This is a genomic window from Breoghania corrubedonensis, from assembly GCF_003053845.1.
GTDB lineage: Bacteria > Pseudomonadota > Alphaproteobacteria > Rhizobiales > Stappiaceae > Breoghania > Breoghania corrubedonensis.
In genome coordinates this window covers 103,269-122,021 of sequence record NZ_QAYG01000007.1, presented here as the reverse complement: position 1 = coordinate 122,021, position 18,753 = coordinate 103,269, and the positions used below count along the sequence as shown (strand labels likewise).

Here is an 18,753-nt window from a genome sequence, read left to right as displayed (position 1 = left end):
GTGGCGACGATCACTCACTTGATTCCGGTTGCGCAAGATTGACACTGCGGCACATTGGCAAGCAACGGGTCCAGCGCCTCTTTCTTTAATAGGTTATAGGCTATAGGATATAGGTATGATAAATGTTTCCTTGCGTCGCCTTGAGGTGTTTCTCGCCATCGTCGACACCGGAAGCTTTTCCCGTGCGGCCGAATTGCTGAACATCGCGCAGCCCTCCGTCTCCGCCCATGTTCGCGCGCTGGAGGAGCGGCTCGGCGGCCTCGTCTTCGAGCGCCGGCGCGGCGGGCGACCTCTCCTGACCGAACTCGGACGCGCGGTGCGCGAGCATGCCCGCGAAATGCTGGCCGAGGTCGACGACATGCGCGCCGACATCATCAACATGCGCGGCGGGGCCAGCGACCGTCTGGTCATCTCCATCCAGCGCGGTCTGGCGAACTTCGCGCTGAAGGACGCGCTGACGAGCTTCGCGCTCACCCGGCCAGACCAACAGCTTGTGGTGCGGGTCGGCAAGCACGAGGAAGTTGTGCACGACCTTCGCGAGAGCATCGCCAATGTCGGCTGCGTCCAGGTAAACGAGGACATACGGGGGCTTTCCTCGCGGGTGATCGGCGCGCAGAAACTCAAACTGATCGCCTCTCCCGACCACCCGCTCGCCAAACGACGGCACATTCGCCCCGAAACGGTGGCGCGCTACAGTTTCGTCGGCGCACCGCCGAGTTCGGTGTTCGGCAAATCGGTGGCACGGCTTCTCGCCAGCATCGGCATCCGCGATCCCAACACCGCAGCCCAGGCGACCGAATACCAGTTCCTGCGCGAACTGGTGGTTGCCGGCGTCGGCATCGCGTGCTCGACGGAAGCGAGCATCACTCCGGATGTTGCCGCCGGCAAGCTGGTCGTGCTCGACGTGGCGGCCGAAGATCTCTTCTTCGAGATCCGTGTGCTGACGGCGGCGCGCCGCCCCCTCTCCCCCTCGATGCAGGATCTGATCGACCACCTGGCCGCCGCCGCGCCCCACCCCTGATGGCGACACGCGAGGCGGGCGCAAACGGCCCCGCTCGCAAACGCCCGGCGCCGTACGTTTTCCCGTGACGTTTCGTTTCTCGGCCTTGAGCATGGAACACGACGCGTACCCGGTTCGTTGTCTCCATGTCGTCCCGCCTGTGAGCGTGGACGCAGACAACGGAACAGATGTGCTGCGGCTGCCGGCGCCGCCAGGGCGGATTTTCCCCGCGCTGGATCATTCGCGCCGCGTGCGGCCGGGCCGACCCGGAGTACAAGACCATGACCGATATCAATGCATCCCGCATCCTGATCATCGCGACCAACGGTTTCGAGCAGAGCGAGCTGGAAGTACCGCGCGACAAGCTGCGCGAAGCCGGCGCCACGGTCGACGTGGCGAGCCCCGACGGCAACGAGATCCGCGGCTGGAAGGGCAAGGACTGGGCCGACACGGTGCCGGTGGATCGCAAGATCGCCGATGCCCGCGTGGAGGATTACGACGCGCTCGTCATCCCGGGCGGCCAGATCAACCCCGACCTGTTGCGCGTCGACGAAGACGCGATGGCGCAGGTGAAGACCTTCCTCGCCTCCGGCAAGGTCGTTGCGGCAGTCTGCCACGGCCCGTGGCTGCTGGTCGAGGCGGACGCAGTGCGCGGGCGCGAGGTGACGTCCTACAAGTCCATCCGAACCGATGTCATCAACGCCGGCGGCAAATGGGTGGACCGCGAGGTCGTCGCCGATGGCGGCATCGTCACCAGCCGCCAGCCGGCAGACCTCGACGCCTTCGTGGCGAAGATCATCGAGGAGATCCGCGAGGGCCGCCACGAACAGCGCAAGGTCGCCTGAGCAGGAAAGCTTTCCCCCAAAGCTCTCGATAACCTAGAGCATATCCCGATCAGATTGAACCGATCTGATCGATAAGGATATGCGCAAGGTATTGATCTGGAGGGGTTTCTTGTCGTTCAGACGATTCCGTCTGAACGACAAGCGCTCTAGCGCCGGGCGCCTCCGGGCGTCCGGCGTTTTTCGTGCGGCACGGGCAAGCCGGCGCCCATTCCGGCGATGCGATCTCTCCGCCGTCTTCCCGTTTTTACGGCAATGCCACGCGGCTTTTCTGGGGCTCCGCCTCGGCAAGGGCCGAGGTGGGCGGCAACGGGGCGGACGCCACATCGACGCTGGCGACGACCGACAGCCCCGGCACCAGCCGACCGGTATCGGGCTGCCCCGCATCGATGGCGATGCGCACCGGCAAACGCTTGGCGATCTTGGTGAAGTTGCCGGTCGCATTGTCCGACTTGATCACGCTGAATTCGGAGCCGGTGGCCGGCGAGAACCGCTCGATACGGCCATGGAAGACCAGCCCGCCCAGCGCATCGACGGAAAAGCTGACCTTCTGGCCGGTCTTCATGCCGGGAAGCTGGGTTTCCTTGAAATTCGCCACCATCCAGATCGTATCGGTGACGAGCGAGGTGAGCGAGCTTCCGGCGGACACGTATTGCCCCACCCGCGCGCCGATCTGGCCGAGCGTGCCGTCGGCCGGCGCGGTGATACGGGTGTTCTGGAGATCGATCTCGGCAAGCCGCACGGCGGCTCCCGCGCCCTCCAGGTCGGCCTCGGCCTGCTGGCGGTCGGCGATCGTGGCTTCGAGATCCTGCTGGGCGACGACAAGCGCGGCGCGCGCCTGACGCACCGAAGCCTGCGCCTGATCGTAGGATGCCTGGCTCTCGTCGGCCGCCGAATTGGCCGAGAACCCCTTCTGCTGCAATGCCCTCTTGCGCTTCCAGTCGGCCTTGGCCTGCTTCAGCGCGGCTTCCGCGCTCTCAAGTGCCGCCTGACGCGACTCGACCGTCGCCCTGGCCGACGCGCGCTGTCTGGCGAGTTTTGTGAGCGCGGCCACCTTCGATTGAAGGGTCGCCTTCGCCTGGGCGAGCTTCTGGGCATAGATGCGGTCGTCGATCTTGACCAGCAGATCGCCCTTCTTCACGTGCTGGAAATCCTGCACGGGCACATCGACGACATAGCCGGCGAGCTGCGGCGCGATGGCGGTGACCTTGCCCTGGATATAGGCGTCGTTGGTCGTTTCCATCGAACCGTGAAAGGGCGGCAGGTTCCACGAATAGAGGACCAGCGATACTCCGGCGGCGGCGGCAACGATCGCCAGGGACGTGACGGCGGAGGGGAGAAGGGACTTGATGGCCATGACGGGTCAGCTTTCAGCCTGGACGGGGCGCACCATGTCGAGGAGCGCGCGCCAGGCCAGATAGAGGACGAGAACGATGACGGCGATCGTCGCGATCACCGATGTGACGAAAAAGGCGTCCGTGTAGGCCAGCACGTAGGCCTGTTTCTGCACCTGGGCAGCCAGCAGGACGGACCCTTCCGCCTTGAGCTGGACCGCGTCGGTGAGGACGCTCTTGTAGGATGCGGCAAGCTGGCCGATGCGGGCGGCGACCAGGGGATCGGACGGCACCAGACGGCTGACGAGATGCGCGGAATGAAACTGCTCGCGCCATGTCACGAAGGTTCCGAAGACGGCACTGCCAAACAGCGCGCCGAGGCGTTGCGTCGTCAGGAACACGATGACGAAGGACAGAAGGTAGTTCGGCCCTCGCTTCAACGCGGCGATGAAACCGAACGCCATGGCTGGCGGCAGGAACAGCCCGCTGGCAAAGCCCACCAGCATTTGCGAGAAATACATCTGCTCCGGCCGGGTCTGTGCTGTCGCCTGGGAATCGAGCCCGGTCCCGATGGCGAGCAGGGTCAGCGACAGCAGGTGGATACCGGCGACCTTGCCCGGCTGGATCAGCCGCGAACAGACGAACCCGGACGCCGCGCCGCTCACCAGCACGACCCAGTAAAAGCCGGATATCTGTTCGTTCAGGAGACCGAGCTGGCTGAAGAACTGCCGCGTTCCCGTCGATTGTTCCGACAGGAGAAGGCGGAACAGCAACAGGCTGCCGGTGAAGTGGACGATCTCCTTGGAGCTCAGCCACCGCACGTCGACCAGCGGTTCCTTCCGGTTGAGCTCGATGACGGCAGCCACCGCCAGACAGACGATGGCGAGTGCGATCAGCGCGCCGATCCACGGCGCCTCGAACCACCAGTAGTAACGCCCGGTGACCGTGACGATGGCAAGCGAACCAAGGCCGACGGCCAGGAAGGCATAGGTGACGAGATCCAGCAGGTTGAGGGGATTGAAGGTCAGGGTCGGTGTCAGCAGCGGCAGCCGGATGATCATGCCGAGCGCGACGAGCGCCAGCCCCGCCTCGAACATGAACAACGCCTCGGCGCCGCCCAGATTGAGCAGTGTCGGCGAGATCAGGCCCGCGATCGGCGTACCGGCGACCATGGCGGTCAGCGCAACCGGCAGACCGACCGTCAGCTTCCTTTCGCGTGGCAGGCCGTCGAGGATGTAGAGAATGGCGAGCGAGGACATCGGCGAGGCCGCCACGCCGGAACAGAAACGCACGACCAGCGCGGTCTGCAGATCGGTCGCCCAAAGCTGCACCAGGCTCGTGATCACGAAGATGATGATCGCGATCTCGGCGAACCGGCGCAGGCCGAACTGGGAACGCAGCTTCAACAGCAGCAGCGTCAGGCTGACATTCGGCGCCATGTAGATGGCGAGCAGCCAGATCGCCTCGTTGGTCGTCGCTCCGTATTCGCCCGCGAGCTGGCGAAGGTTCACGGACACAAGGCTCATGCCGAGCCCCTGCGTCACAGCCACGAGAACGCCGACGGCCATGTAGGTCACGACGAGACCGGTGGAATGCGGCGGAGGAGGAGGCGCAGCGGCGGCCGGCTGCGGGGAAGCCGCCGCCGCTGCGGGCTGCGTCGGGGAACGCAGCTCAGGTTCGTTATCGGCCATCGATCTTCCCCACGATCGGCTTTTCAACTTGCGCGGGGGATGCGGCGGCCGCGACCACGCATATTTCGGCCTCGATGCGTTCGAACAGATCGACCGCGCGGCGCAGTTCCGCATCCTCCACCTTGCTGAAAACCTCACAGCGCATCTCTTCGCCCAGACGCTGGACAAGGCTGGCCTGCTCGCGTCCATGGGCGGTGAGCACGATGTGCTTGGCACGCCGGTCGGCCGGATCGGGCTCGCGGGTGATCAGGTCGAGCGCTTCCATCCGGTCGAGAATGCGCACCAGCGTCGGCTGCTCCAGCTCCAGCTCGCAGGCGAGTTCGCGCTGCGTGCAGCCGGACTTGCGCGCCAGCCGGATCAACACCCTCGCCCGCGGATAGGTCAGCCCGTGCGCCGTCACCCGGGCGTTGAACAGGGTGCGGATCTTGCGGCTGAGCTTGGTCAACGCTTCCAGGAACTCCGAGGAGGCGCTCGGGTTTTGGGCAGACATGTCACTTTTCCGAATTAGTTCGCCCACGAATGAGTAGCAGGCTATTTAAATTACCATTTAAATATCATGAGGGCCGCCATGATGCAAGACGCCGCAACCACTGGGGGATGCCGCGGTCAGCCTCAACCACGCATATCGGGACCCATCGAAGGTTCGGGAGCTTCAATCTTTATCTATATTCTTCAGCTATTTAGAACAGGCTCGGGAACCCTCCCCACTTGTCGGCGTTGTCAAATCGCAGATCAGATCCGCCACAAAAGCATGGCAACCCGCCGGCGGATCAGGACCACGCGTTTTGGGGGCGCAATGCTGATGGAGACCGGGCCGGACGGCTCGCACGACGATCGATCGCCCAACGCGACACGGAACGGCGCCTCATCGCACGATGCGCCGACAGCCGGCGCGGACGAATCCGTGTTCGAACCGGGCCGCAACGTCTGGCGTGTGGAGCATGCGCCGCGCGTGGCGCCGCTGATCGATGCGGGTGCCTATTTCGGCGCGCTGCGCAAGGCGATGCTGATGGCGCGCAAGTCGATCGTCATCGTGGGATGGGATATCGAAAGCCGCATGCGTCTCGTCGGCCCCGACGGCACGGTGGACGACGACCTGCCCGAAACCTTCGCCGCCTTTCTCACCGAACTGGTTCGCCGCAACGACAACCTCCACGTCCGTCTGCTGCTGTGGGACTACTCGATGCTGTTCTCGCTGGAGCGCGAACTGGCGCCGCGGCTCCGGCTGTTCTGGTCGACCCCGCCGCAGATCGAGCTGTGCCTGGACGACGAAATCCCGCTCGGCGCCTCCCAGCATCAAAAGATCGTGGTGATCGATGACACGATCGCCTTCTCCGGCGGTCTGGATCTCACCCGCCGGCGCTGGGACAATCCGACCCACAAGGCTGAGGACGAGCGCCGGATAGACCCCACCGGCAGCAGCTATGGCCCTTTCCACGACGTGCAGATGGCGGTCGATGGCGATGCCGCCACGGCGCTTGGCGACCTCGTTCGCGAACGCTGGCGCATCGCCACCGACGAGCGGCTGGAACGCCCCGCAACCGACGACGACGTCCTTTCCCCCGAAACCGATCCCTGGCCGGAGGATCTCACGCCTCTTTTTCGGGATGCGCGGATCGGCATCTCGCGCACCTGCCCCGCGCACGAGGGCGCGCCGGCGGTCACCGAGGTGGAAGACCTCTGGTATGACATGATCGGCCGGGCGGAACGGGCCATCTATATCGAGAACCAGTTTCTCACCGCCCTGACACTCGCGCGCAAACTGGCGGACAGGCTGAAGCAACGGCCGAAGCTCGAGGCCGTCGTCGTCGTGCCCGACACCTATCCCGAATGGCTCGCAAAAGCCTCGATGCTGGATGGCCGGCAGCGCTTCATGCAGGTCTTGCGCGATGCGGGCGTCGCCGATCGCGTCCGCCTCGTCTACCCCCAGGCAAGCGATGATGGCGTCAACGTCGCCATCATGGTGCATGCCAAGGTGATGGTGATCGACGATCGCTGGCTGCGGATCGGATCGGCCAACCTGTGCAACCGCTCCATCGGTTTCGACAGCGAATGCGACCTGACGCTGGAAGCGCGCGACGAGGCGCAGCGCTTTGCTGTGCGCGAGGTGCGCAACCGGCTGCTTGGCGAACATGTCGGGGCCGAGCCGACAAAATTGCAGGCCGCGATCGACACAGCGCAGGGCTCGCTCTTCGACGCGATCGACGCGTTGCCGAAGACCCGCCGCACACTGGTGCCGGTTGCGGACGAGGAAATCAACGTTCCGGTATCGCTGCGCCAGATCGGCGATCCGCCGGAACCGCTTTACGGTCTCAACCCGGCGGCCGATGTCGCGCCCGATCCGCGCTGGTGGCCGACCATCGTGCGCGCGGCCATCGCTATCGGCGTCATCGGGCTCGCGATCCTGGCATGGAGATATTCCCCGGTGGCGGATCCGGAGAGGCTCGGCCAGCTGTTTCAGGGCATTTCCCGCCATCCCTGGGCGCCCGGCATCGTCATCGCAAGCTTTATCGCGGGCGGTCTCGTTGCCTTCCCCGTCACCGTGCTGATCCTGGCGACGGTGGCGGTCTTCGGCGGCTGGCTCGGCATGCTGCTGGCGGCGTCGGGTGCGACGCTCAGCGCCATCGTCACCTACCTGATCGGCCGCAAGCTCGGCCAGCGCGCGCTGCGCCGCATGGTCGGACCGCGCATCAGCCGCATCCGGCATGGCATGTCCGACAATGGCGTCGTCACCATCGCCAGCATCCGGCTGGTGCCGATCGCTCCGTTCACGCTGATCAATCTGGTGGCCGGCGCCATGCGGGTGCGCTTTGTCGACTATTGCATCGGAACCATACTGGGTCTCGCCCCGGGCCTGCTCACGATGACGCTGCTCGCCCAGCAGATCACCCGGCTCGTGAACGAACCGACGCTCGGCCGCGTCGCCGTCTTCGCGGGACTGATCGTCTTCTGGAGCGGGATCATTTTCGCCCTGCAGTTCCTGGTCCGCCGCTACCGCAGGGCGCGATCGTGAGCGAGCCCGGAGACGACAGGCCCGTGCGGCTGATGACGTGGAACATCCACGGCGGCGTCGGCGCGGACGGGCGGTTCGATCTCGCCCGCGTCTCCGACGTCATCCGTCGGCACGATCCCGATATCGTCGCGCTTCAGGAGGTCGACACGCGCGGGCGCGATATCGATTGCCTGGCGCCGCTGAAAACGCTGCACGAGGATAGCGGCCACTGGCGGGAGGCGCGCACCATCGAGGCGCCCGACGGCCGTTTCTATGGACACGCCATCCTGAGCCGCTGGCCGATGCGCGAGAGCGTGCTGCACGATCTCTCCATCGCCCGCCGCGAGCCGCGCTCGGCCATCGAGGCAATCATCGAAAGCCCGGGCGGCGCGCTGCACCTGATTTCCGTTCATCTCGGACTCAAGCTCGCGGAGCGGCGGATGCAGGCGCGAAAGCTGGCGGCGCTGGCCGGCAACCGGCGCGCGGCGACGAGCGTGGCGCTGGGCGATTTCAACGACTGGTTCACCGTCGGCGCGGTACGGCGTGCCATGCGTCAGGTGCTGCCGGTGCGCACGATGGTGAAGACCTTTCCCGCGCGCTGGCCGCTGCTGCGGCTCGACCGCATCTATTGCCGCGCGCCGCACAACCTGCTGAGGGTCTGGAGCGATGAGCAGGCACGCGCCTGCTCCGATCACCTTCCCGTCATCGCGGATATCCGCCTGTCGGCGCACTCTGATATCGCCCCTGCCACGTAGCCCCTCCGCACGCTGGCCGCATCCAGCCGGAACGCGAAGCGGCCACCGCACGTTGACCTCGGACAGAACGTCGAAGGCCAGCGGAAACAGCAACGGAGAGACAACATGAAGAAGATCGAAGTCGTGCAACGCGAGGACGGCTGGGCCTATGTGGTCGAAGGCCGTGTTTCACAGAGCTTCGGCACCCGCGAGGACGCGCAGGCCGCCGGCAAGGCCGCGGCGGAGGAACAGGCGGAGAAGGAAGGCGAGCTGGAAGAGGGCCTGCGTGACACCTTCCCCGCCAGCGACCCCGTATCGGTGACCCAGAGCGGACACACGGGCGGCGACAACGACTGATTCCGGCGGTAGGGCAAGGAGTTTCCCCTCCTCCTCACCTCCCACACCACCGGCCGACCTGTGGAAAAGTCCGCGCTCCATATCTCTGGAACATCCAGATCTGAGGCGGCGCCTCGGCCGCGGACCGTTGCGCATAGGTCACAGTGTGAATATTGCCGCCCTTAATTCTTGAGTTTTTGACTCAGGATATGATACTGCCTTTTGTCGACGAAGATCCTGTCTTCGGGACAAAGAGGTAACATGTCCATGGTCTGCAATAACAAATCGCTCAGGGGCATCCTGTCGACCACGGGGCTGGTTGGCATAGCGGCCCTGTCGGCCCTGGCGGCCCCTCCCGGCATTGCCCACGCGCAGCGCGCCAAGGCCATCGAACTGGAAACCATCGTCGTAACGGCGGATGGCGGCGAGGACCCCAAGGGTCCGGTGGACGGTTTCGTCGCCTCGCGCAGCACGTCGGGCACCAAGACCAACGCATCGATCCTGGAGACGCCGGCCTCCGTTTCGGTGGTGACGAAGGATCAGGTCGAACAGCAGGGCGCGCAGACGGTGCAGGAAGCGCTGCGCTATTCGGCCGGCGTCGCCGCCGATATCCGCGCGCAGGACCGCTACGACATCGTGCCGATGCGCGGCTTCGGCGGCTACCAGAGCTTCGTGCAGTATCTCGACGGCCTGCGCATGCTGAAGGGCATCTCCTTCGCCCAGCCGACCGTGGACGTGCGCGAACTGGAGCGCATCGAGATTTTCCGCGGGCCGGCTTCCGTGCTCTACGGCGCGGTCAATCCGGGCGGGCTGGTCAATCTCGTCTCCAAGCGTCCGACCAAGGAGACGCAGCACGAGCTGGAACTTGCCGTCGGCTATCCGTGGGGCGTCACCGGCGCCTTCGACACGTCCGGCCCGGTCAACGACGCCGAGACGTTCCTCTACCGGGTCTCGGGCTTCGGCTACTTCAAGCAGTCCGACATGGACGACATGAACAGCCAGCGCTATTCGATCTCGCCGTCGTTCACGTGGCTTCCGAGCGACGACACGAAGATCACGCTGCTCGCCAACGTGACGCACGAGCCGGAGAGCTACTACCCCTCGCGCCTACCGGCCGACGGAACCGTCTACCTGAAAAATGCGTCCACCCACATCCCCTACGACTTCAACATCGCCGATCCCGACTTCGACAAGTTCATCCGCGACAGCTTCCGTATCGGCTACGAATTCGAACACCAGTTCGACGACGTCTTCACCTTCCGTCAGAACCTGCGCTACTCCTACATGGAGACCGAGTTCAGAGGCTTCGCGCCGGGCACGATCTCCGGCACGACGCTCGGCCGCACCGCCTCGGCCGTCGACGAGGAACTGCACACGCTGGCGGTCGACAACCAGCTTGAGGCGGATTTCACGACAGGCATGGTCGAGCACAAGATGCTCGGCGGCTTCGACTACCAGTGGTCGGAAGCGAACCGCCTGTTCGGTGCCGCCGGGACCACGAGCATCGACATTCTCGACCCGGACTACTCCGGCACGATCGCGACGCCGGCTTTCAGGACGGATGTGGACCAGCACACCCAACAGGCAGGTACCTATCTGCAGGAGCAGGCGCGCATCGGCAAGTTGGCCCTGACGCTCGGCGGCCGTCTCGACTGGTATTCGCAGAAGACCGAGACGCTGACGATCGCCAGCGGCGATCTCAATACCCAGAACCAGCAGGACACGGCCTTCACCTGGCGCGCCGGTGCGGCCTATCTCTTCGACAGCGGTTTCGCGCCCTACGTCAGCTACGCCACCTCGTTCGAGGTGCCCGCGGGCGTTGCCGTCGGGAATGTCGCGCTCGACCCGGTCACCGGCAGGCAGTACGAGATCGGCGTCAAGTATCAGCCTGCGGGCTACGACAGCTTCCTCATGATCTCCGCCTTCGACCTGACCCAGAACAATGCGGTCACCTCCGACACATCAAACAGCGGTTACTACAGGAAGATCGGCCGGGTAAATTCCCGCGGCATCGAGGTGACCGGCAAGGCGAGCTTTGACAATGGCTGGGACCTGACGGGCTCCTACACTTTCGTCGACGCCGAGATCAGGAAGGACCTCGTCACCAAGACGAATGTCGGCAACACGCCGGCGACCATCCCGCAGCACATCGCCTCGATCTGGGCGCACTACACGTTCCAGTCGGGCAAGCTGGAGGGCCTGGGGCTCGGCGCCGGCGCGCGCTACACCGGCGAGAGCTGGGGCAACGACGAGAACGAATTCAAGGTGAAGGACTTCACCCTGTTCGACGCGGCCCTCGACTACGATCTTGGCAAGCTCGACGACCAGCTCGAAGGCACGACCTTCCGCTTCAACGTGCAGAACGTTCTGGATACCGAGTACGTCTCCTCCTGCTCGGCCTCCAACGCCTGCTTCTATGGCACCGGCCGAACCTTCCTGGCCTCGCTCAAGTACAAGTGGTGATTGCCTGCCCCGCCGGAATGACCCGGCGGGGCCTTCCTCCTTTTGAGAAGGAACGACCTGTCGTGCAGAAGGAAAAGAAGGTCTCCGACATGGAGATCCGCCGCTACGTCATCGACACCGGCACGCGGCAGACCGACATCCAGAAGGACCTGCGCGCCGAGACCATGGCGATGGCGAACGGCATGATGATGGTCTCGCCCGCCTGCGGCGAGTTCCTGGCTCTGCTCGCCAAACTCATCGGCGCGAAGCGGACGCTGGAGGTCGGCACGTTTACCGGCTACAGCGCGCTTTCCGTCGCCGCCGCCCTGCCCGAGGACGGCGAGATCGTCGCCTGCGACATGTCGGAGGAATATACCGCGATCGCCCGGCGCTACTGGGAGCGCGCTGGCCTTTCCGACAAGATAAATCTCCAGCTCGGCGAGGCGGTCGCCACCCTCGACCGGCTGATCGAGGAAGGACAGGCGGATACCTTCGATCTCGCCTTCATCGACGCCGACAAGAACGACTACGACGCCTATTACGAACGCTGCCTGAAACTGGTGCGGCCCGGCGGACTGATCGTCTTCGACAACATGTTCTGGGGCCGCTCGGTGGCCGATGCCGACGACAACCGCCCCGAGACGGTCGCGCTGCGCGAGCTCAACATCAAGATCCGCGACGATGCCCGTGTGGACATGTCGCTCATTCCCTTCGGCGACGGCATGACCTTCGTTCGCCGCCGCTGATATTGCACGTTCATTTTCGTGTATTCGTTGGCTTTATCGCCTCAATTATGCCAATTTTTCGCGATGGACGGTCAATACAACTGCAATAATGGCGAACTCCTGCCATGAAAAATGCGGTAATACGTTAAACATATTTCATTGGCGCCATATATATTTGAATCTTTCTAAACAAAATCAGAAATTTCTGCGTGCATACGGACCTCTTAAGGAGAAAAACTTTCCACCACCGCATTGGACGCTTGACAGCTCGATGCGGAAGCGCGATTAGAATGCTCATATTCATGAGTTAAAAAGTCAAGTTTTATGCGACGAGGAATAACGATGCGCATGCGCCTTGCACGTCCGCGTTTTGCGGAAAAAGGGCGGACGGCCGGCCTGGTGGCACTGCTCCTGCTCGCCCCGGCGCTGCTCGCCGCAACCGCCCCTGCCACGGCCGAGATCGTCGCCAAGGACGTGACCGGCCGCACGATCCGGCTGGAGGCGCCCGCACATCGCATCCTCATCGACGACGGGCGCTACTTCCTCAACCTCGCCCTGCTTGCCGACGATCCCGTCTCCCTCGTCGTCGCCTGGCCGCATGACAGCAACCGGCTGGGCGAGGAAATCTACGCCCGCTTCAGGCAGCGCTTCCCGGCAATCGAGACCCTGAAGCACACGGCGAGTTCGTCGCGCACGCTGTCGGTGGAACAGGTGCTGGCGGCCGACCCCGACCTTGCCGTCTTCTCGCTCATGTCGAAGCCGTCGGCGCGCGAGATCGAGTTGATCGAGGCGGCCGGCATTCCCGTCGCCATCGCCGACAACGTCGCGGACCCGCTCGCAAACGTCGACAGGACGCTGCTGATGCTGGGCACGCTCACCGGCAACGAGGCGAGGGCCGAGGCGGCCGTCGCCTTCCGGCAGCAGCGCTATCGCGTAATCGCCGAGCGGCTCGCCAGCCACCCGGACGCGGGGCGGCCGAAGGTCTTTCTGGAGGCGCACGCCTCCACCTCCACCGACTGCTGCAATTCGCCGGGCACGGGCAGCATCGGCGCGATGATCGATTTCGCCGGAGGGCACAACATCGGCGCCGACGTGATCGACCGCGCCTTCGGCAAGATCAGCCTGGAATACGTGATCGAGGCGAAGCCCGAGATCTACATCGCCACCGGCGGCGCCTACATGGAAAAGCGTTCCGGCGTGCTGGTCGGCCCCTATTATGATCCCGAACGCACTGCCGAAACGCTCGCCAAAGTGCTCGCGCGCACCGGCTTTTCCGAGCTGCCCGCGGTGAAGGCTGGCAACGTCCATGCGCTCTCCCACCAGCTGTTCTCCTCGCCCCTCGATGTCCTCACCATCGAGCTGCTGGCGAAGTGGATCCACCCCGATCTCTTTTCCGACATCGATGTCGCGAAGACCCGCGACGAGATGAACGCGCGCCTCCTCAGCGTTCCGCTGGAAGGCGTCTACTGGAGCGAGTAGCGCGGGTTTCTCCCGATCCGCACCGGCCGCCCGTGACATCTGACAGGAGTATCCCATGCGGACGCGTATCCACGCCGACGTAAGCACCCCGTTCGCTACAATGGCGCCGACGACGAGCGGGGCAACAGCCGCACTCGAAACGGATGGAGGCAATCCCGGCCTCGGCATCCTGAAGGACGTCCTCCGGCCGCTCGCCCTCGTCGGCACGCTGGCGCTGCTGGCCACCGCCGCCGACGCGGCCCCGGCGGTGGTCAAGACCGTGCCCGCCGGCACCAACGTCTATGAACTCGCCGTGGCGCCGGACGGCCCGGTCTACGTCGCAACCGCCGGCGAGCGCGGCAAGCACAACTCGAAGATCCTCGTGCTCGATCCCGAGACGCTGGAGATCAAGAACACCATCGACATGGCCGAAGTACCGGCCTTCGGCATCACGCTGAACGCGAAGACGAACACGCTCTATGCGACCGGCACCCGGCTCGGCGCGGTCGCCGCCGTCGACGCTAAGGCCGGAAAGCTGATCAAGCCGATCGCCACCGGCAACAAGGCGCATCTGCGCGAGATCACGGTCGATGAGGCGGCGAACCGGATCTACGCCACCGTCGTCGGCCGCAAGGAGGACAAGAGCGCGATCTGGGTGATCGACGGCGCCACCAACACGCTGGAAAAGACCTTCGACGGCATCGATCTCGGCGCGACCGGGCTGGCGCTCGATCCGAAGAACCGCCGTCTCTTCACCACGCTTCTTTATTCCAACGAGGTGATCGCGCTCGACACGGAAACGGGCGCGGTTTCGGCGCGCTATCCGTCGGGCGGCGAATTCCCGACCAACGTCGCCTACGACGCGGACCGCGGCCGGCTCTACGTTACCAACCAGAAGTCCGGCACGATGACGGTGCTCGATGCCGACAACGGCAAGCTGATCGACACCGTGAAGACCGGCGACGGCGCGCTCGGCGTCAATTTCGATGCGGGCCACGTCTACATCGCCAATCGCGGCGCGGGAACGGTCAGCGTCATCGATGCGGAAACGCTGAAGGTTCTCGCCAGCCTGAAGACCGGCAGCGCGCCCAACACCGTCGCCGTCGACCGCAAATCTGGCCGGGTCTACGTCACAAACAAGACGACGCCGCGCCCGCGCGACGCCCCGCCGGTGATCGATCCCAACGGCGACACGGTTTCGCTCATCCGACCCTGAGGCCCCGACGGTCATGGGCGGCCCCACAAGGGGCTCCGCCTGCGGCCGTCGTTTCAAGATGCGGGATTGACGACCATGACGACACAGCCCTTCTGGCACGGTTTTTCCGAACGCACACCTGCTGGTGCCCACGGCCATCCCCTGCCCTTCGCTCTGGTAGGCGGCGCCGAAACGCTGATCGGCCATGGCGAAAGAGCGGCGCTGGACAAAGGCCCGCTCGAGACCTTGAGCGAACGGGTCGCCCGCTTCTTCGAGGACCAGGCGGAGGGCCCCGATGTGCTGGTCGGGGCCGTGCCGTTCTCGCGAGACGAAAGCGCCCATCTGGTGCAGCCGCGCCAGGTGATGCGGATCCAGGGGCGGTTCGATCCGCATGACGTGCTGGAGCTGTCATCGGTGCGCGATCGCACGCCCCAAACATCGGGCCAGTGCCGCATTGCCGGAGAGCCTGACGCCGACGGCTACGCCCATTCGGTCGATGCCGGACTGGAGGCGATCGCCTCCTCCGCCGGGGCCTTGCGCAAGATCGTTCTGTCGCGCAGCCTCGTGGTCCGGGCCGAACATCCTTTCGATCTGCGCATGCTGTTCGCCCGCCTCGCCGGCGACGAGAGCATCACCACCTTCGCCGCCCCGCTGCCAGCCCGCGACGGCGCACCGCGAACGCTGATCGGCGCGACGCCGGAACTGCTGGTCGAAAAGCGCGGGCTTCGTGTCCTCTCCCACCCATTGGCGGGCTCAGCCCCACGCCGCACCGACAAGGGTGCGGACGAGGCCTCGGCGAAGGCGCTGATGGCGTCGGGCAAGGATCACCGCGAACATGCGCTGGTGGTCGAGGCGATCCTCGATACGCTCGCGCCCTTCTGCCGCGATCTTGCGACGCCGGAAGGAACCTGCCTGCGCGCAACCGCGAGCCTCTGGCACCTGGGCACGCGCATCGAGGGGCGGCTGAAGGACGCGGCGATCTCGTCGGCCGATCTCGTCGCCGCCCTTCACCCCACGCCCGCCGTCTGCGGCGAGCCGCGCGCTGAAGCCGCCGCGGCCATCGACCGGCTGGAGGGCTATGACCGCGATTTCTATGCCGGCGCCGTCGGCTGGTGCAACGCGGCAGGCGACGGCCGCTGGTCGGTTTCCATCCGCTGTGCGGAGATTTGCGGCCGCACGGCCCGGCTCTATGCGGGCGCCGGCATCGTGCCGGGCTCCGATCCGGCATCGGAGACCAACGAGACCTCGGTGAAATTCAAGGCGATGCTGGCGGCGCTCGGCATCGCGGAGCCGGGACGCGGCCCGGAACGTCGCGAAGGACAAGGGGAGGCGGCGCGATGATCCCCGTCACGCAAATCTGGCCGCAGGACGTTGCCCGCCGCTACCGCGAAAAGGGATACTGGAACGGGGAGACATTCACGTCCTTCCTGAACCGCCGCGCGGCGATGCACCCTGACCGCATCGCCGTGGTTGGTGACGGCGTGGGCTGGAGCTACGCCGAGCTCCAGACGCGCGCCGAAACCGTCGCGGCCGGCTTCCTGGCGCTGGGCCTTGCGCCGGGCGAGCGCGTCGTGGTGCAGCTTCCCAATATCGCGGAATTCCTGTCGGTCGTCTTCGGCCTGTTCCGGGCGCGGCTGATACCCGTCTTCGCCCTGCCGGCCCAACGGCTGACGGAGATCCGCCACTTCGCGCAAACGGCAGAAGCCTCCGCATATGTCGTCAAGGACCGCTGGGACGAATTCGACTATCGCCACCTCGCGCGCGCGGTTAAGGCCGAGGTGCCGACGCTGCGCCACGTGGTGGTGGTCGGCGAGGCGGAAGAGTTCGTCCCGCTCGATGGGTTCACGCCCGATGCGGGCCTGCTGCCAGCGGACGCCGCGCCCTGCGATGTTGCCTTCATGCAGATTTCCGGCGGCACCACGGGGCTTTCCAAGCTCATTCCGCGCACGCATGACGACTACATCTATTCCTTCCGCGAAAGTGCCCGGATCTGCGGGCTGAGCGAGAAGAGCGTGCTGATGGTGGCGCTGCCGGCCGCGCACAATTTCCCGATGAGTTCGCCCGGCTTCTTCGGCGCGCTTTATGTCGGCGCGCGGGTCGTCATGAGCTCTTCACCCTCCCCCGACCGCGCCTTTGCGCTGATCGAACGCGAGCGCGTGACGACGACGGGTCTCGTGCCGCCGCTGGCGCTTTTGTGGCTGCAGGCCGCCGACACGACGTCTGCCGACCTCTCCTCGCTCGAAGTCCTGCATGTGGGTGGGGCGAAGCTCATGCCCGAAGTCGCGCGGCGCGTCAGGCCGGTGCTCGGCTGCACGTTGCAACAGGTCTTCGGCATGGCGGAGGGGCTCGTCAACTACACGCGGCTCGACGACCCGGAAGAGGTGATCGTCTCAACGCAAGGCCGCCCCATCAGCCCGGACGACGAGGTGCTGGTGCTGGACGATCGCGGCGTTCCCGCTCCCGACGGCACACCGGGACATCTGTTGACGCGCGGCCCCTACACGATCCGCGGCTATCACAACGCGCCCGCCGCCAACCAGCGCGCCTTCACGCCCGACGGCTTCTACCGCACCGGCGACATCGTCGTGCGCCGCGCCGACGGCAATCTCGTCGTGCAGGGCCGCGCCGGCGATCACATCAACAGGGCGGGCGAGAAGATCTCGGCCGAGGAGATCGAGGATCATCTGCTGGCGCACGACAACGTCTTCGATGCCGCCGTCGTCTCCATCCCCGACGACTACCTCGGCGAGCGCAGCTGCGCTTTCATCATCCCGAAGGGCGAAAAACCCCGGAGCGCCGCCATCAAGGCTTTCATGCGCACGCGCGGCCTCGCCGATTTCAAGGTTCCAGACCAGATCGTCTTCGTGGAACGCTTCGAGACGACGGCGGTCGGCAAGATCAGCCGCAAGGAGCTGCGGGCCCGGCTCAGGGCACAGTTTCTGGAAACACAACGAGAAAAGCAGGGAGTTTGAAACGATGGGACTTCCCCGGATCGCCCCTTACCAGCTGCCCGTGGCGGGCGACATTCCCGAGCCCCGTGGCCCATGGAAAATTGAGGCAGGCCGCGCCGTGCTGCTGGTCCACGACATGCAGACCTACTTCGTGCGCGCCTTCGACCGCACCATGGCGCCGATCGCACCCGCCATTGCCAACATGGCGCGGTTGATCGAGCAGGCCCGCGCGCTGGAAATCCCGGTTTTCTACACCGCCCAGACCGGCGACCAGGACCGCCGCGACCGGGGCCTTCAGGCCGATCTGTGGGGCCCGGGCATGTCGAATGATCCCGGCGAGACGGCAATCGTCGCTGAACTTGCCCCCAAGGCGGGCGAACGGGTGCTGGTGAAGCACCGTTATTCCGCCTTCCAGCGCTCGAACCTCGAACCGCTGATGCGGGTGCGCGGCCGCGACCAGCTGATCGTGACCGGCATATACGCCCATATCGGCTGCCTGATGACCGCATCCGAAGCCTTTCAGCGCGATTTCGAGACCTTCGTGGTCGCCGACGCGATGGCGGATTTCTCCCGCGCCGAACACGACATGGCGGTGCGCTGGGTCGCGGGGCGCTGCGGCGTGGCGATGACGACGGATGCGATACTGCAGGCGCTGGGCGCTGCCCCTGCTCTCAGTGACGTGCTGACGCGGGAGCGGATGCGCGCCGACATCGCCGCGACGATCCACGAGGACCCCGGCGAGATCGGGGACGACGACAACCTTGTCGACCTCGGTCTCGATTCCATGCGGGCAATGACGCTGGTGACCGGCTGGCGCGACCTGGGGCTCGATCTCGACTTTTCGGAATTCGCACAGGACCCGACGCTTTCCCGCTGGTGGGCCGTGGTGGAGCGGCGCCTGCGGAAGATGGCGGCCTGAGGCAGGCATTCCCTGTCGGAGCCGATTGTCCTGTATCCGCACCGCTTGCGCCCCTCTCCCCCCTTGAGGGGGAGATGTCGGCTTTGCCGACAGAGGAGGGTGGCGGCAGGTTCATAACACGCGGCCTACCCCCC

General features: G+C 65.3%; 15 protein-coding genes. 12 read left to right on the top strand and 3 right to left on the bottom strand.

From position 1 onward, the window contains the following. Positions 1–115 precede the first annotated feature (115 nt). Together C8N35_RS17085 and C8N35_RS17080 are read left to right on the top strand one after the other, a co-directional pair. On the top strand, positions 116–1,021 hold the full coding sequence (locus C8N35_RS17085; RefSeq protein WP_107990923.1) for a LysR family transcriptional regulator: 906 nt from the start codon (positions 116–118) through the stop codon (positions 1,019–1,021). Between the two features lie 260 nt (positions 1,022–1,281). Continuing rightward, positions 1,282–1,845 (top strand): type 1 glutamine amidotransferase domain-containing protein, encoded by a 564-nt coding sequence (locus C8N35_RS17080; protein ID WP_107991025.1) that lies wholly within the window; start codon positions 1,282–1,284, stop codon positions 1,843–1,845. A 244-nt stretch (positions 1,846–2,089) separates the two neighbouring features. Here the strand turns inward: C8N35_RS17080 and C8N35_RS17075 are convergent, their stop codons facing one another. From C8N35_RS17075 to C8N35_RS17065, 3 genes are read right to left on the bottom strand one after another with little or no spacing between them, the layout of a single operon-like run. After that, positions 2,090–3,199 carry an HlyD family secretion protein gene (locus C8N35_RS17075; RefSeq protein WP_107990922.1) on the bottom strand — a complete coding sequence of 370 codons (1,110 nt, stop codon included), beginning with the start codon at positions 3,197–3,199 and terminating at the stop codon, positions 2,090–2,092. Between the two features lie 6 nt (positions 3,200–3,205). Further along, the gene (locus tag C8N35_RS17070) at positions 3,206–4,867 is read right to left on the bottom strand and encodes an MFS transporter (RefSeq protein ID WP_107990921.1); all 1,662 of its coding nucleotides are present in this window, start codon (positions 4,865–4,867) and stop codon (positions 3,206–3,208) included. Next, positions 4,857–5,357 (bottom strand): MarR family winged helix-turn-helix transcriptional regulator, encoded by a 501-nt coding sequence (locus tag C8N35_RS17065; protein ID WP_107990920.1) that lies wholly within the window; start codon positions 5,355–5,357, stop codon positions 4,857–4,859. The genes C8N35_RS17070 and C8N35_RS17065 overlap by 11 nt, the downstream gene beginning before the upstream one ends. A gap of 306 nt (positions 5,358–5,663) precedes the next feature. Here C8N35_RS17065 and C8N35_RS17060 point away from each other — a divergent pair, with 306 nt between their 5' ends. The 10 genes from C8N35_RS17060 to C8N35_RS17015 all read left to right on the top strand — a co-directional run bounded on the left by C8N35_RS17060 (position 5,664) and on the right by C8N35_RS17015 (position 18,619). Next, positions 5,664–7,880 carry a VTT domain-containing protein gene (locus C8N35_RS17060; protein WP_210203572.1) on the top strand — a complete coding sequence of 739 codons (2,217 nt, stop codon included), beginning with the start codon at positions 5,664–5,666 and terminating at the stop codon, positions 7,878–7,880. Next, positions 7,877–8,614, top strand: a complete 738-nt coding sequence (locus C8N35_RS17055) for an endonuclease/exonuclease/phosphatase family protein (RefSeq protein ID WP_245926833.1) — start codon at positions 7,877–7,879, stop codon at positions 8,612–8,614. The genes C8N35_RS17060 and C8N35_RS17055 overlap by 4 nt, the downstream gene beginning before the upstream one ends. 105 nt (positions 8,615–8,719) lie before the next feature. Further along, entirely contained in the window at positions 8,720–8,950 is a 231-nt protein-coding gene (locus tag C8N35_RS24390) for a DUF2188 domain-containing protein (protein WP_107990919.1), read from the top strand. A 240-nt stretch (positions 8,951–9,190) separates the two neighbouring features. Beyond that, positions 9,191–11,392 (top strand): TonB-dependent siderophore receptor, encoded by a 2,202-nt coding sequence (locus tag C8N35_RS17045; protein WP_107990918.1) that lies wholly within the window; start codon positions 9,191–9,193, stop codon positions 11,390–11,392. Positions 11,393–11,454: 62 nt separating this feature from the next. Next, a complete protein-coding gene (locus tag C8N35_RS17040; RefSeq protein WP_210203571.1) occupies positions 11,455–12,117 on the top strand; it encodes a class I SAM-dependent methyltransferase in 663 nt (220 codons plus the stop codon). A 327-nt stretch (positions 12,118–12,444) separates the two neighbouring features. Beyond that, on the top strand, positions 12,445–13,575 hold the full coding sequence (locus C8N35_RS17035) for an ABC transporter substrate-binding protein (protein ID WP_245926832.1): 1,131 nt from the start codon (positions 12,445–12,447) through the stop codon (positions 13,573–13,575). A gap of 55 nt (positions 13,576–13,630) precedes the next feature. Continuing rightward, positions 13,631–14,770: a YncE family protein gene (locus tag C8N35_RS17030; protein ID WP_210203570.1), complete on the top strand. Its 1,140-nt coding sequence runs from the start codon at positions 13,631–13,633 to the stop codon at positions 14,768–14,770. Positions 14,771–14,845: 75 nt separating this feature from the next. After that, complete coding sequence (locus C8N35_RS17025) at positions 14,846–16,090, top strand: isochorismate synthase (RefSeq protein ID WP_107990917.1); 1,245 nt, start codon at positions 14,846–14,848, stop codon at positions 16,088–16,090. Further along, positions 16,087–17,721, top strand: a complete 1,635-nt coding sequence (locus C8N35_RS17020) for a (2,3-dihydroxybenzoyl)adenylate synthase (RefSeq protein ID WP_107990916.1) — start codon at positions 16,087–16,089, stop codon at positions 17,719–17,721. Before C8N35_RS17025 ends, C8N35_RS17020 begins: the two co-directional genes overlap by 4 nt. Before the next feature lie 4 nt (positions 17,722–17,725). Beyond that, positions 17,726–18,619, top strand: a complete 894-nt coding sequence (locus C8N35_RS17015; RefSeq protein ID WP_107990915.1) for an isochorismatase family protein — start codon at positions 17,726–17,728, stop codon at positions 18,617–18,619. Positions 18,620–18,753: the final 134 nt, after the last annotated feature.